Source organism: Kitasatospora sp. NPDC127111 (assembly GCF_042677465.1).
GTDB lineage: Bacteria > Actinomycetota > Actinomycetes > Streptomycetales > Streptomycetaceae > Kitasatospora.
The window spans coordinates 58956-72940 of the sequence record NZ_JBHXTG010000017.1 but is presented as its reverse complement, the minus strand read 5'-3'; the positions used below and the strand labels follow the sequence as shown (position 1 = coordinate 72940).

Below are 13985 nucleotides of genomic sequence, written 5' to 3'. Positions count from 1 at the left end.
ACTTACTTCGACTCGACCGCGTGGCCGCCGAACTGGTTGCGCAGCGCGGCGATCATCTTCATCTGCGGCGAGTCCTCCTGGCGGGAGGCGAAGCGGGCGAACAGCGAGGCGGTGATCGCCGGCAGCGGCACGGCGTGGTCGATCGCGGCCTCGACGGTCCACCGGCCCTCGCCGGAGTCGGCGGCCCAGCCCTTGAGCTTGGCCAGGTGCTCGTCGTCGTCGAGCGCGCGGACGGCCAGGTCGAGCAGCCAGGAGCGGATCACGGTGCCCTCCTGCCAGCTGCGGAAGACCTCGCGGACGTCGGTGACCTCGGGCGCGGCCTCCAGCAGCTCCCAGCCCTCGGCGAAGGCCTGCATCATCGCGTACTCGATGCCGTTGTGGACCATCTTGGCGAAGTGGCCGGCGCCGACCGCGCCCGCGTGCACCGAGCCGAAGTCGCCCTCGGGCTTGAGCGCGTCGAAGACCGGCTGGACCTTGGCGACGTGCTCGGCGGCGCCGCCGTACATCAGCGCGTAGCCGTTCTCCAGGCCCCAGACGCCGCCGGAGACGCCGCAGTCGACGAAGCCGATGCCCTTGGCGGCCAGCGCCTCGGCGTGCTTGACGTCGTCGGTCCAGCGGGAGTTGCCGCCGTCGACCACCACGTCGCCGGGGGAGAGCAGCTCGGCGAGCTCGTCCACGGTCGCCTGGGTGGCGGCGCCGGCCGGAACCATGACCCAGACCACGCGCGGGCCCTGCAGCTTGGTGACGAGCTCCTGCAGGCTCTCGACGTCGGAGATGTCAGGGTTGCGGTCGTAGCCGATGACGGTGTGGCCGGCGCGGCGGATCCGCTCGCGCATGTTGCCGCCCATCTTGCCGAGACCGATGAGGCCGAGCTCCATGACCAAGTCCTTACCTGTGGTGACGTGCCTGCCGGCGGCGCCGTTGCCGCGCTGTCCTGAGCCTACGCCGTGCAGCGCGACGGCCTCCCCACGGTCGGGCCGACCGGGGGAGGCCGTCCACAGGCCGTGTGCACAGCCTGTGGGTAACAGCGTGCGGGATCAGCCGGAGAGGCGGACCGGCATGATCAGGTACTGGTAGGCCTCGTCCGCCTCGGTGTCGACCGCGGCCTTGCCGCTGAGCAGGGCCGGCTTGGTCGGCGTGGTGAAGCTCAGCTGGGCGTACGCGGAGTCGATGGCCTTGAGGCCCTCCTCCAGGTAGCCGGGGTTGAAGGCGATCGAGATGTCGTCGCCCTCGAGGTCGGCGTCGATCCGCTCGGTGGCCTGGGCGTCGTCGCCCGAGCCGGCCTCCAGCGTCAGCACGCCCTGCTCGAAGTTGAGCCGGACCGGGGTGTTGCGCTCGGCCACCAGCGAGACGCGCTTGAGCGCCTCCAGGAAGGGCTGGGTCTGGATCGCCGCGACCGCGCTGAACTCGGTCGGGAACAGGCTGCGGAACTTGGGGAACTCGCCCTCCAGCAGCCGGGTGGTGGTCCGGCGGCCGGCGCCCTCGAAACCGATCAGGCCCTCGCCCGCACCGCCCGAGGAGAGCGCGATCGAGACGTTGTCGCCGCTGCCCAGGGACTTGGCGATGTCCTGCAGGGTCTTGGCGGGCACCAGGGCGACCGCGGAGATGTCCGGCTGCTCGGGCTTCCACAGCAGCTCGCGGACGGCGAAGCGGTAGCGGTCGGTGGCGGCCAGGGTGATCCGGTCGCCCTCGATCTCGACCCGGACACCGGTCAGCACCGGCAGGGTGTCGTCGCGGCCGGCGGCCACCGCGGCCTGGCTGACCGCCGAGGCGAAGACGTCGCCCGGGACGGTGCCGGTGGCGGTCGGCATCTGGGGCAGGGCCGGGTACTCGTCCACCGGGAGGGTGGGGAGGGTGAACCGGGAGCTGCCGCAGACCACGCTGACCCGCTGGCCGTCGGTGGAGATCTCCACAGGCCTGTTGGGGAGGTTCCGCGAGATGTCGTTCAGCAGCCGGCCGGAGACCAGCACGGTGCCGGCCTCCTCGATGTCGGCCTCCAGCTCGACCCGGGCCGAGACCTCGTAGTCGAAGCCGGACAGCGCCAGGCTGCCGTCCTGTGCCGTCAGCAGCAGGCCGGCCAGCACCGGCACCGGCGGCCGTGCCGGGAGGCTGCGGGCAGCCCAGGCCACCGCCTCCGCGAGGACGTCACGCTCCACCCGGAACTTCACCGGTAACCGCCTCCTGGATCGAGCGCTCCCGCTCGCACGTCTGGTTCTTCTGATCTTGGTGTTCGGTGCGGCTGGCCGCCGAGCTCTGCCACTCCGCATCCAGTCGCCGAGGACAGTCTGACGTACTCCACCGACAGACGGGGCAGACGGGCGGAAGCGAGCCGAACAGATGTCGGGGTCCGGTTGTCCACAGATTCGGGACCCACCCGCTTTTGAGCAAGTCGATCGGTCTATAGGTGTAGCAGTAGTAGTAGGGGCTGTGGAAACCGTGGATAACCCCGTTTGCGCAGGTCAGGCCGCGTTTTTTGTCCACAGGACGTGTGGACGGGGGCTGTGGACGGACAGGGCCCGCTGTGGACAGCGGAGCGTTACCCACAGGGCACGGTGGGTATCCACAGGTTATCCCCAGAGCCGTCCCCAGATCCGGGCCCGGTTATCCACGGGAGCCGGTCAACATCACGTGACGCCTTTCACACCAGGGCGTGAACGCCGCCCCACGGTTGTCGAACTGTGGATGCCGCTGTGGACAACCTGGGGATAACCCGGACGGCCCTGGGGACAACCGGTGGACAACCCGAACGGCCCCCTGACGCCCCGCCAATTGTCCACACCCTGTGGATAACCGTTGTGCACAAGTCCACAGGCACCTGACCTGCGCGGAAGAGCGTAGCGGTGAGCGGCCTGTGGAGGAATTCTGGATAACTCGGAGCTCCCCGGCCTGTGGACGGCGGAGAAGGGGCCCCGGCTGTGGATGACGGGCCCGCGCGCCCGGCGGGTTCGAATCCGCGGTCAGATGTTCGACGCGGACCGCGGACTGGCGCGACGTCCGTCCACAACGGCCCTGCCGGATCCCTGCCCAGGGAACCGGCGGCGCACACCTGTGGATGTGCCGAAAGGGCGTCAGGATCGCTCCTGACGCCCTTCCCGGGGTGCGGACGGCCGTGGGCCCGGACGGGCCCGGCGGGCCTAGCTCTTGATGCGGTTGGTCAGTTCGGTGACCTGGTTGTAGATCGAGCGCCGCTCGGCCATCAGCGACCGGATCTTCCGGTCGGCGTGCATCACCGTGGTGTGGTCGCGGCCGCCGAACTGGGCGCCGATCTTCGGCAGCGAGAGGTCGGTGAGCTCCCGGCAGAGGTACATGGCGATCTGGCGGGCCGTCACCAGCACCCGGCTGCGCGAGGATCCGCAGAGGTCGTCCACACCCAGCCCGAAGTACGCGGCGGTCTGCTGCATGATGACCTGCGCGGTGATCTCCGGCCCGGCGTCCTCGTCCCCGCCCGGGATCAGGTCCTTGAGGACGATGCCGGCCAGCTCCAGGTCCACCGGCGCCCGGTTGAGGTTGGCGAAGGCGGTGACCCGGATCAGGGCGCCCTCCAACTCCCGGATGTTGCGGGTGATCCGGGAGGCGATGAACTCCAACACGTCCGCGGGGGCGTTCAGTTGCTCCTGGATCGCCTTCTTGCGCAGGATCGCGATCCGGGTCTCCAGCTCCGGCGGGGTGACGTCGGTGATCAGCCCCCACTCGAAGCGGTTGCGGAGCCGGTCCTCCAGCGTGGTCAGCAGCTTGGGCGGCCGGTCGGACGACAGGACGATCTGCTTGTTGGCGTTGTGCAGGGTGTTGAAGGTGTGGAAGAACTCCTCCTGCGTGGACTCCTTGCTCGCGAGGAACTGCACGTCGTCCACGAGCAGGATGTCCATGTCCCGGTAGCGCTTGCGGAACGCGTCCGCCTTGCCGTCCCGGATCGAGTTGATGAACTCGTTGGTGAACTCCTCGGAGGACACGTAGCGCACCCGGGTGCCCGGGAAGAGGCTGCGCGAGTAGTGGCCGATGGCGTGCAGCAGGTGGGTCTTGCCCAGCCCGGACTCGCCGTAGATGAAGAGCGGGTTGTACGCCTTGGCCGGGGCCTCGGCGACCGCCACCGCCGCCGCGTGCGCGAAGCGGTTGCTCGCACCGATGACGAAGGTGTCGAAGAGGTACTTGGGGTTCAGCCGGGCGGCCGGCTCGTCCTTGCGCGAGCCGCCGGCCGGGGGGGCGCCGGGCGGAGCGGGGACGCCGGGTACGGCCGGGCGGTCGGTGGCGCGCTCGGCGGGCGCCTTCTCCGCGGCGCGGCCGGCCGGGCGGGCCGCGGGGGAGCGGCGGCCGGTGCCGGTGCGGGGGTGCTCGCCCGGGCCGGGGCCGTAGGCGCCGCCGAACAGGTCGCCCTGGGTGGTCGCCGGCGGACCGGGGACCGGCCGGGGGGCCGGGCGCGGCGGCTGCTCGGGCTCCGGGTAGCCGGCGGACGGCTCCGGGTAGCCCTGGTGGTCCTCCCAGGACGGGGGCTGGGCCGGCCCGCCGTAGGGCGCCGGGTGGCCACCGCCGTAGGGCGGTCGCTCCTCGTACCCGCCGGTGCCGTACTGGTCGCGCTCGTACGCGGCCTCGTAGGGCGGCTCGTACGCCTGGTGGTTCGGGTGGCCCTGGCCCTGGTGGCCCGGGTGCGGCTGGCGGCCGTAGTCGCCGCCGCCCTCGGCGCGCGTCCACGGCTCGGCGGCGGGCGGCTCGGCCGGGGCCGGCGCGGGGGCGGTGGGGACGGCGTTGGCGTCGACCATCACGGCGATCCGGACCGGACGGCTGAGCTCGCGGCTGAGCGCCTCGGTCAGTTGGGGCAGCAGCCGGCCCTCCAGCACCTGCTTGGCCCGCTCGTTCGGGGTCGCCAGCAGGGCGGTGTCGTGCATCATCCACATCGGCTGGGTGCGCTGCACCCACTGCTTGTCCATCTCCCCGACGTCCGGGTCGCTGACCAGCCGCTCGACGACCCTCGCCCAGACCGGGACGAGGTCGCTGTTGACATCAGCCACTGGTGCACGCTTTCTCGGTTCCCCGCGGCTCCAGCAGGGGGTGGTGGATCAAGAGACTGTGGATCGGTGGTCCGGGACGCAGAACAAACCAGACAAGTCCTGCAACGGTAGTCAGCGAACAGAGCCGGATCAAGTCGTTGTCCACAGGCTGTGGGCGACGGGCCCGGCGGGCGGGTGCGCGGGCCGGTGCGCCCCGCCCGGCGTGAACGGCTGGTTTGACCCTCGCGGCCCGTCCCGCGTACCGTAACCAGGTCGAGTTGTCGATGGCCGCTGCCGCATGTCCGCGGGTCCACCCGCTCCATAAGGCGCGCAGCACGGGCGCCGTGGATTGCCTCAACCCCAGCCGAACTGGGGTGATGGGCCGGATTTCCGTATCAGGGGAGATCACGCGGACGCACGGTGACGGCCAAGCGACACCCCGTCATCCTACGATTCACCTCAGGAGCCCCCGAGTGAGCAAGCGCACCTTCCAGCCGAACAACCGTCGTCGCGCGAAGACCCACGGCTTCCGGCTGCGTATGCGTACCCGCGCCGGCCGCGCCATCCTGGCCGCCCGCCGTGGCAAGGGCCGCGCCAGCCTGTCCGCCTGATCCGCGCCAGAGTCTGTTGTGCTGCCCTCCGAGAATCGGCTGCGGCGGCGCCAGGACTTCGCGACCGCGGTGAAACGCGGTCGCCGGGCCGGCCGGCCCCTACTGGTCGTCCATCTCAGCAGAGACGGTGACCCGAAGGGGCAGGCCGACCGGACCAGCGACTCCCGCCCGCACGTCGCCGAGGGGACTCCTTCGGCGCGTGCGGGTTTCGTCGTGAGCAAGGCCGTCGGCCCTGCGGTCGTCCGCAACCTGGTCAAGCGCCGGCTCCGCCACCTCGTCCGTGATCGTCTGTCCAGGCTGCCCGCCGGTAGCCTGATAGTGGTGCGTGCGCTGCCCCAGGCCGCGTCCGCCTCGTACCAGGACCTCGAACGCGACCTGGACGCGGCGCTCAAGCGGCTGCTGAAGGCGGAGCCCGCCGTGACGGCGCCGACGGGAGCAGGGCGATGAAGTACCTGCTGATGGGTCTGATCAGGGTGTACCAGTGGACCATCAGCCCACTGCTCGGTCCGGTGTGCCGTTACTACCCCTCCTGCTCGCACTACGGCTTCGAGGCCGTGAAGGTGCACGGGGCGGTCAAGGGCGGTGGCCTGACCGTGTGGCGCATCCTGCGCTGCAATCCGTGGACGCCCGGCGGGGTCGATCACGTCCCGCCGCGCAAGCACCCGGTGTGGCACCGCCGACTGCGTGACCTGCTGAGCAGCCGGTCCGCCGCCGGGCAGCCGGTGACCACGCCCCCCGCCGGTCCGGACCCCGAGGGCCCGGCGACCATTGGTCCCGTGGGGCCGATCTCAATGTCCAAGGAGCCTGACCGGTGACCTTCTCCTTCCTGAATCCCCTGTACACAGCGGTGTCCTGGATCATCGTCCAGTTCCACTCGCTGTACAGCCACGTCTTCGACCCGAACGGTGGCTGGGCCTGGGGTCTGGCCATCGCCTCCATGGTGGTCGTGATCCGGATCTGCCTGATCCCGCTCTTCGTGAAGCAGATCAAGGCGACCCGGGCCATGCAGGCGATCCAGCCGAAGATGAAGGCCATCCAGGAGCGCTACAAGAACGACAAGCAGCGCCAGTCCGAAGAGATGATGAAGCTGTACAAGGAGGCGGGTACCAACCCGTTCTCCAGCTGCCTTCCCATCCTCGTGCAGGCGCCGTTCTTCACCGCCCTCTACGGCGTGCTGGCCAAGGTCGCCAAGGGCCAGCCCATCGGCGTCATCGACGGCGCCACGCTGGACAGCGCGCAGCAGGCCCACATCTTCGGCGCCCCGCTCTCGGCGACCTTCGTGGGCAGCTCCGAGATCAGCGTCAAGATCGTCGTCGCCGTGATGATCATCCTGATGTCGCTGTCGCAGTTCATCACGCAGCGCCAGCTGATGACCAAGAACGTGGACCTCACGGTCAAGACGCCGTTCATGCAGCAGCAGAAGATGCTGATGTACGTCTTCCCGATCATGTTCGCCGTGATGGGCATCAACTTCCCCGTCGGTGTGCTGGTCTACTGGCTGACCACCAACGTCTGGTCGATGGGCCAGCAGCTGATCGTCATCCGCAACAACCCGACTCCGGGCAGCAAGGCCTGGGACGAGCGCCAGGAGCGCCTCAAGAAGGCGGGCCGGCTCAACCCGGACGGCACGGTGATCAAGGGCGCGCTGTGGGGCATCCTGCCCCCGAAGAAGGCGGCCACCACGTCCGCGGCGGCCGTGGTCGAGGACGCGGTGCAGGTGCGCCGCCAGCAGCCGCGCAAGCAGACCAAGGCCCAGCGCCAGCACGCCGGCGGCAGCCAGACGGCCAGCCTGACCAAGGACGACGCGGCCCCGGCCGGGGAGAGCGCGAAGACCGAGGCCGTCCCGGCCGAGTCCGGCAGCGCCAAGCCGGCCGCGAGCCGGCCCGGCGGTGCGAAGTCGGGCCCGGCCCGGCAGGGCGGCAGGCAGCAGCCGCGGCGCGGTGGACAGGGCGGCCATCGGCCGAAGAAGAAGTCCTGACCGACCGGCCCCCGCCCAGCGGCCCCCCGAACCTCGTTCCCGGCCCACCACCCGGGCCCATCCCCGAAGGAGTCCATCAGTGACGGAAGGCACCACCTCCGCCGTCGAGGTCGAGGCCGCTGCCAGCGCCGACGAGAGCCTCATCGCCCGTCTGGAGCAGGAGGGCGACATCGCGGCGGACTACCTGGAGGGTCTGCTCGACATCGCCGACCTCGACGGTGACATCGACATGGACGTGGAGGGCGACCGCGCCCTGGTGTCCATCGTCAGCGACGGCAACGACCGCGCGCTGCAGCGCCTGGTCGGCCAGGACGGCGAGGTGCTGGAGGCCCTGCAGGAGCTGACCCGGTTGGCTGTCCACCGGGAGACCGGCGAGCGCAGCCGCCTCATGCTGGACATTGCCGGCTTCCGGGCCCGCAAGCGCTCCGAGCTGGCCGCACTCGGCGCCAAGGCCGCCGAGCAGGCGAAGAGCACCGGGGAGCAGGTCAAGCTGCGGCCGATGACGCCGTTCGAGCGGAAGGTCGTCCACGACGCGGTGGCCGCGGCCGGCCTGCGCAGCGAGTCGGAGGGCGAGGAGCCCCAGCGGTGCGTGGTCGTGCTGCCGGCCTGAGCCAGCAGAAGTCGATGCCCGGTCGCTCCGGCGGCCGGTGAGCCACAGAGGACTCGACCCCGTCCGCCTCGTGCGGGCGGGGTCGTCGTCCCTTCGCAGGGCGTTGCGGCCCGGCGAGAGATGTTCCACGTGAAACGGTGCGGAGAAGCGGGTCGGTGGATCCGGGGAGCGGAGAGGTCGAGATGGACACGGAGAGCGCGGCTGCCGGCGGGCCGGTGGCGGGTGCCGGCGGTTCGGCCGCTGAAGGCGCGGCCGGTGCGGCCGGTGCGGCCGCCGAGGGGCTGGCCGAAGCCCCGGCCGTGGCCCGGGAGGTCTTCGGCGACCGCTTCGACGCCGCGGTCCGCTACACCGAGCTGCTGGCCACCGCGGGCGTCCAGCGCGGGCTGATCGGCCCCCGCGAGGTGCCCCGGCTCTGGGACCGCCACGTGCTGAACTGCGCGGTGCTGGCCGAGCTGCTGCCGCCCGGCTCCACGCTGTGCGACGTCGGCTCCGGAGCCGGCCTGCCCGGCATCCCGGTCGCGCTGGCCCGCCCGGACGTCTCGGTGACGCTGCTGGAGCCGCTGCTGCGCCGGACCACCTTCCTGGAGGAGGTCGTCCGCGAGCTCGGGCTGGAGAACGTCACGGTGCTGCGCGGCCGGGCCGAGGAGATGGTCGGCAAGCTCGCGGTGGACGTGGTGACGGCGCGCGCGGTGGCCCCGCTGGACCGGCTGGCGGGCTGGGGCCTGCCGCTGCTCCGCCCGCACGGCCAGATGCTGGCGCTCAAGGGGGACAGCGCCGAGCAGGAGCTGGCGGAGTCGCGGGCGGGGCTGGCGAAGCTGGGCGCCGTCGAGTGGACGGTGATCTCGGTCGGCGAGGGCACCCTGGAGACCTCGACCCGGGTGGTCCAGGTCAAGGCGGGGGAGAGCCCCGGCGGGGTGAAGGCGGCCACCCGGCGGGCCAAGGCGGCCCGGGCCGGTCGCAACGCCGGTGCCGGTGCCGGCGCCGTGCGCGGCGGCGAGCGCGGGCGGGGCGGGCGGCGGCGCGGCCGCTGATCCACCGGTGACGCTCGCCACGGGCGGGTGGTGCTCCGAATCCGGAGGGCCACCCGCCCGTGGCGTTTTCCGGTGACGGGCGGGCGGACGGCAGGGCGACCCGGATTCACCGGAGTGTCGCACCGTCAGATTTCCGACATAGCGGGCATGGTGTTTCACGTGAAACGTCGCTCCCTCCTCTCGGACAGTTTGGATCTTCGGCTCCGCCGTGGGCTGGGTCTCTTCCGGGCGGCGACTGTTGCCGCTCCGGTTCCACGTGAAACACTGACCCCCATGCAGGACTCGGAGACCATCGACCAGATCGATGACACGCCCATCGCGCGTGCTGCCCAGGCTGCGGTCCAGGCGATCGGCCGAGCGGGAGAAGGGCTGCCCCGGCCCGCCGCCACCCGGGTGATCGTGGTCGCCAACCAGAAGGGCGGGGTGGGCAAGACCACCACCACCGTCAACCTGGCCGCCTCGCTCGCCATGCACGGACTGCGCGTCCTGGTGGTCGACCTCGACCCGCAGGGCAACGCCTCCACCGCGCTCGGCATCGATCACCACGCCGAGGTGCCGTCGATCTACGACGTCCTGGTGGAGGGCAAGCCGCTCGCCGACGTGGTGCAGCCGGTGGTGGAGGTCGAGGGACTGTTCTGCGTCCCCGCCACCATCGACCTGGCCGGCGCGGAGATCGAGCTCGTCTCGCTGGTCGCCCGGGAGAGCCGGCTCCAGCGCGCCATCGCCGCGTACGAGCAGCCGCTGGACTACATCCTGATCGACTGCCCGCCCTCGCTGGGCCTGCTCACCGTCAACGCCCTGGTCGCCGGCCAGGAGGTGCTGATCCCGATCCAGTGCGAGTACTACGCGCTGGAGGGCCTCGGCCAGCTGCTGCGCAACGTCGAGCTGGTCCGGGCGCACCTCAACCCCGCGCTGCACGTCTCGACCATCCTGCTCACCATGTACGACGCCCGCACCCGGCTGGCCGCCCAGGTCGCCGAGGAGGTCCGGACGCACTTCCAGCAGGAGGTGCTGAGCACCGCGATCCCGCGCTCGGTCCGGATCTCGGAGGCGCCCAGCTACGGGCAGACCGTGCTCACCTACGACCCGGGCTCGACCGGCGCGCTCTCCTACCTGGAGGCCGCCCGGGAGCTGGCGATGCGGGCGGTGTCCGCCGGGCCCAACGGCTCGTTGGTGGGGCAGCAGCGGGACAGCAGCGGTACGGGGCAGGTCGCCCCGGTGGCACAGCACGGTACGACGGAGGGCAATCGGTGAGTGGTCGCAGGGGTCTCGGACGAGGGCTCGGGGCGCTGATCCCGGCCGCCACGCCGGCGGCCGGCGGGGCAGCGGCGCAGCCCGCGGCGGCCTCGCCCGCACCGGCCCCGGTGATGGCGACCGGGACGGTCTCGCCGGCCGCGGTGCCGGTGATGCCGACCGGCCGCGGCACGGTGGCGGCCAAGGCGGCCGCGGAGAGCCTGCGCGAGCAGGCCGACCGGTCGCGGTCCGGGGCGGCCGGGCCGGAGCTGGCCGAGGTGGCCGGCGCGCGGTTCGCCGAGCTGCCGCTGGACGCGATCACGCCCAACCCGCGCCAGCCGCGCGAGGTGTTCGACGAGGACAAGCTGGCCGAGCTGGTCGCCTCCATCAAGGAGGTCGGCCTGCTCCAGCCGGTCGTGGTGCGCCAGGTCGGGTCGGAGCGCTTCGAGCTCATCATGGGCGAGCGCCGCTGGCGGGCCTCCCGCGAGGCAGGGCTGGAGCAGATCCCGGCGATCGTCCGGGCCACCGAGGACGACAAGCTGCTGCTGGACGCCCTCCTGGAGAACCTGCACCGGGCGGAGCTGAACCCGCTGGAGGAGGCCGCCGCCTACGACCAGCTGCTGCGGGACTTCTCCTGCACGCACGACGAGCTGGCGGACCGGATCGGCCGCTCGCGCCCGCACGTGACCAACACCCTGCGGCTGCTGAAGCTCGCGCCGACGGTCCAGCGCCGGGTGGCCGCCGGGACGCTGACCGCCGGCCACGCCAAGGCGCTGGTGGTCGTCCCGGACGCGGAGCGCCAGGAGGAGCTGGCGAAGCGGATCATCGCGGAGGGTCTCTCGGTGCGCACCACCGAGGAGATCGTCCGGCTGATGGGTGCCGAGCAGAAGGCGAAGCGCCCGGCGCCGAAGGCGGGCAAGCTGCTCTCCCCGGCTTTCAACGACCTGGCGAACCGGCTCTCGGACCGTTTCGAGACCCGGGTCAAGGTGGAGGTCTCGCAGCGCGGCGGCAAGCTGGGCAAGGGCAAGGTCGTGCTGGAGTTCGGCTCGGTGGAGGACCTCAACCGGATCCTGGACAGCCTTGCTCCGGGCGAGGACGGGCTGCGGCTCTCGCAGGGCTGATCAGGCCGATGTGACCCGACGGGTGCATGTCTCACGTGACCGCTGTTTCACGTGGAACATGCACCCGTCGTCGTTCTGGGGGAATGCTCGCTGTGGAGAGGACGAGGAGGTGCGGGGCATGGGACGGCGGATCGCTCCGCTGACGCTGGACAACCTCGCGGATCTGCCGACGACCTGCCGCTCCTGCGTGTTCTGGGAGCTGGACCCGGTCAGCGGGCGGGCGGCGGTCGAGTCCGGGAAGCCGGAATCGGAGAAGGAGGGGTGGATCTCGGCGGTGCTGCTGGAGTGGGGCTCCTGCGGCCGGATCGTCTACGTGGACGACAACCCGGCCGGGTTCGTGCTGTACGCGCCGCCCGCCTACGTCCCGCGGTCGCAGTCCTTCCCGACCAGTCCGGTCTCCCCGGATGCCGTTCAGCTGATGATCAGCCGCGTGCTGCCCGGCTACCAGCGGCAGGGGCTGGGCCGGGTCCTGGTGCAGACGGTTGCCAAGGACCTGGTGGGGCGCGGGGTGAAGGCGATCGAGGCGTTCGGCGCGGTCGGCCGGCAGCCGAGCTGCGTCCTGCCCGCCGACCACCTGTTGGCGGTGGGCTTCAAGACGGTCCGGCCGCACCCCCGCTACCCGCGGTTGCGCCTGGAGGCCCGGACCACGCTCTCCTGGCGCGGCGACGTGGAGGGGGCGCTGGAGCGGCTGCTCGGCGGGGCGCGCAAGGAGCCGGCGCTGCGGCCGTTCTGAGCCCGCTGATCGCCTGCGGGGCGACGAGGGCGGGGAGGACGCGGGCCGGGGAGGCCGAGGGCTGGGGAGCGAGGGCTGGGGAGGACGCGGGCCGGGGACGACGAGGGCGGGGCTCCCGGTGGGGAGCCCCGCCCTCGTGGCGTCGCGGTCGGGCCGGACCTAGATGAACTCGGCCAGCTCGCGCAGCAGCGCGGCCTTCGGACGGGCACCGGTGATCGACTTCACCGGCTCGCCACCCTTGTAGACGATCAGGGTCGGGATGGAGATCACGTTGTACGCCGCAGCGGTCTGCTGGTTGGCGTCGACGTCGAGCTTGGCGACGGTCAGCTTGTCGGCGTGCTCGGCCGCGATCTCGTCGAGGATCGGGGCGACCTGGCGGCACGGGCCGCACCAGGTGGCCCAGAAGTCGACCAGAACGGGCTTGTCGCTCTCCAGGACATCGGCCTTGAACGTCGCGTCGGTGACGGTGGTGGTGGCGCCGGCCACGGGGACTCCTCGGGGTCAAACGGAGGGGGGCTGCTGCCAGGAGAGAACAACGGGCGGGCCCGTTCTGTTTCTCACCCGGCGGGAACGGGGGTGTTCCACGTGGAACACCCCCGCGGGGGATGAGCTGGTGCCGCGGAGGTCAGACCGCGACGGTGGCGGCCTGGGCCTCCAGGTCGGCCAGCGCGGCCAGGTAGCGCTCGGCGTCCAGTGCGGCCGAGCAGCCGGTGCCCGCGGCCGTGATGGCCTGGCGGTAGGTGTGGTCGACGACGTCGCCGGCGCCGAAGACGCCCGGGATGTTGGTCCGGGTCGAGGGGGCCTCGACCTTCAGGTAGCCCTCGGCGTCGAGCTCCAGCTGGCCCTTGAACAGCTCGGTGCGCGGGTCGTGGCCGATGGCGATGAAGAGGCCGGTGACCGGCAGCTCGCGGGTCTCGCCGGTGACGGTGTCGCGCAGGGTGACGCCGCTCAGCTTCGGGTCGCCGTGGATCGCCTCGATCGCGCTGTTCCACTCGAAGCGGATCTTCTCGTCGGCGAAGGCGCGTTCCTGCATCGCCTTGGAGGCGCGCAGGGTGTCCCGGCGGTGGACGATGGTGACGCTGCGGGCGAAGCGCGAGAGGAAGGTGGCCTCCTCCAGCGCGGTGTCACCGCCGCCGACCACCGCGATGTCCTGGTCGCGGAAGAAGAAGCCGTCGCAGGTGGCGCACCAGGAGACGCCGCGCCCGGAGAGCTTGTCCTCGTTCGGCAGGCCCAGCTTGCGGTGCTGCGAGCCGGTGGTGACGATCACGGCGCGGGCCTTGTGCACGTTGCCCTCGGAGTCGGTGACGGTCTTGATGTCACCGGTGAGGTCGACCGCGACGATGTCGTCCGGGATCAGCTCGGCGCCGAACCGCTCGGCCTGGGCCCGCATGTTGTCCATCAGCTCGGGGCCCATGATGCCGTCCCGGAAGCCGGGGAAGTTCTCCACCTCGGTGGTGTTCATCAGCGCGCCACCGGCGGTGACGGCGCCCTCGAAGACCAGCGGCTTGAGGGAGGCACGGGCGGTGTAGAGCGCAGCCGTGTAGCCGGCCGGGCCGGAACCGATGATGATCACGTTACGGACGTCGCTCACTGCATCTCCTGGTTCGCATCGCGACCCGCGTTGGGTGCGGGGAGGGCGGTCCTGCTCCGCCGCCCGGGACAACGACTGACCAGTCTCTCGCATTC

14 protein-coding genes are annotated in these 13985 nt (G+C 71.5%); 9 read left to right on the top strand and 5 right to left on the bottom strand.

What is annotated here, in order from left to right; translation table 11 throughout:
- Window positions 1-2 precede the first annotated feature (2 nt).
- From gnd to dnaA, 3 genes are all read right to left on the bottom strand, one after another.
- Window positions 3-878, bottom strand: coding sequence for a phosphogluconate dehydrogenase (NAD(+)-dependent, decarboxylating) (gene gnd / locus ACFVHB_RS13895; protein WP_380320125.1), 876 nt, complete (start codon window positions 876-878; stop codon window positions 3-5).
- A 159-nt stretch (window positions 879-1037) separates the two neighbouring features.
- Window positions 1038-2168 (bottom strand): DNA polymerase III subunit beta, encoded by a 1131-nt coding sequence (dnaN, locus tag ACFVHB_RS13890; protein ID WP_380320122.1) that lies wholly within the window; start codon window positions 2166-2168, stop codon window positions 1038-1040.
- 966 nt (window positions 2169-3134) lie between these two features.
- Window positions 3135-5003: a chromosomal replication initiator protein DnaA gene (dnaA, locus tag ACFVHB_RS13885; RefSeq protein WP_380320119.1), complete on the bottom strand. Its 1869-nt coding sequence runs from the start codon at window positions 5001-5003 to the stop codon at window positions 3135-3137.
- 452 nt (window positions 5004-5455) lie between these two features.
- Between dnaA and rpmH the strand changes: the two genes are divergently transcribed.
- From rpmH to ACFVHB_RS13840, 9 genes are all read left to right on the top strand, one after another.
- Window positions 5456-5593 carry a 50S ribosomal protein L34 gene (gene rpmH, locus ACFVHB_RS13880; RefSeq protein ID WP_030059672.1) on the top strand — a complete coding sequence of 46 codons (138 nt, stop codon included), beginning with the start codon at window positions 5456-5458 and terminating at the stop codon, window positions 5591-5593.
- An 18-nt stretch (window positions 5594-5611) separates the two neighbouring features.
- Window positions 5612-6040, top strand: coding sequence for a ribonuclease P protein component (gene rnpA / locus ACFVHB_RS13875; RefSeq protein ID WP_360182724.1), 429 nt, complete (start codon window positions 5612-5614; stop codon window positions 6038-6040).
- The gene (gene yidD, locus ACFVHB_RS13870; protein ID WP_380320115.1) at window positions 6037-6408 is read left to right on the top strand and encodes a membrane protein insertion efficiency factor YidD; all 372 of its coding nucleotides are present in this window, start codon (window positions 6037-6039) and stop codon (window positions 6406-6408) included. Before rnpA ends, yidD begins: the two co-directional genes overlap by 4 nt.
- Window positions 6405-7571 carry a membrane protein insertase YidC gene (yidC, locus tag ACFVHB_RS13865; RefSeq protein WP_380320112.1) on the top strand — a complete coding sequence of 389 codons (1167 nt, stop codon included), beginning with the start codon at window positions 6405-6407 and terminating at the stop codon, window positions 7569-7571. Before yidD ends, yidC begins: the two co-directional genes overlap by 4 nt.
- Before the next feature lie 79 nt (window positions 7572-7650).
- Window positions 7651-8181, top strand: coding sequence for a protein jag (locus ACFVHB_RS13860; protein WP_380320109.1), 531 nt, complete (start codon window positions 7651-7653; stop codon window positions 8179-8181).
- A 182-nt stretch (window positions 8182-8363) separates the two neighbouring features.
- Window positions 8364-9212: a 16S rRNA (guanine(527)-N(7))-methyltransferase RsmG gene (gene rsmG / locus ACFVHB_RS13855; protein WP_380320106.1), complete on the top strand. Its 849-nt coding sequence runs from the start codon at window positions 8364-8366 to the stop codon at window positions 9210-9212.
- A 147-nt stretch (window positions 9213-9359) separates the two neighbouring features.
- Complete coding sequence (locus ACFVHB_RS13850; protein WP_380320103.1) at window positions 9360-10466, top strand: ParA family protein; 1107 nt, start codon at window positions 9360-9362, stop codon at window positions 10464-10466.
- On the top strand, window positions 10463-11566 hold the full coding sequence (locus ACFVHB_RS13845; protein ID WP_380320100.1) for a ParB/RepB/Spo0J family partition protein: 1104 nt from the start codon (window positions 10463-10465) through the stop codon (window positions 11564-11566). The genes ACFVHB_RS13850 and ACFVHB_RS13845 overlap by 4 nt, the downstream gene beginning before the upstream one ends.
- A gap of 118 nt (window positions 11567-11684) precedes the next feature.
- Entirely contained in the window at window positions 11685-12299 is a 615-nt protein-coding gene (locus ACFVHB_RS13840) for a GNAT family N-acetyltransferase (RefSeq protein WP_380320097.1), read from the top strand.
- A 159-nt stretch (window positions 12300-12458) separates the two neighbouring features.
- Here ACFVHB_RS13840 and trxA read toward each other — a convergent pair whose 3' ends face one another.
- On the bottom strand, window positions 12459-12785 hold the full coding sequence (trxA, locus tag ACFVHB_RS13835; RefSeq protein WP_380320094.1) for a thioredoxin: 327 nt from the start codon (window positions 12783-12785) through the stop codon (window positions 12459-12461).
- 139 nt (window positions 12786-12924) lie between these two features.
- The gene (gene trxB, locus ACFVHB_RS13830) at window positions 12925-13890 is read right to left on the bottom strand and encodes a thioredoxin-disulfide reductase (protein ID WP_380320091.1); all 966 of its coding nucleotides are present in this window, start codon (window positions 13888-13890) and stop codon (window positions 12925-12927) included.
- Window positions 13891-13985 lie beyond the last annotated feature (95 nt).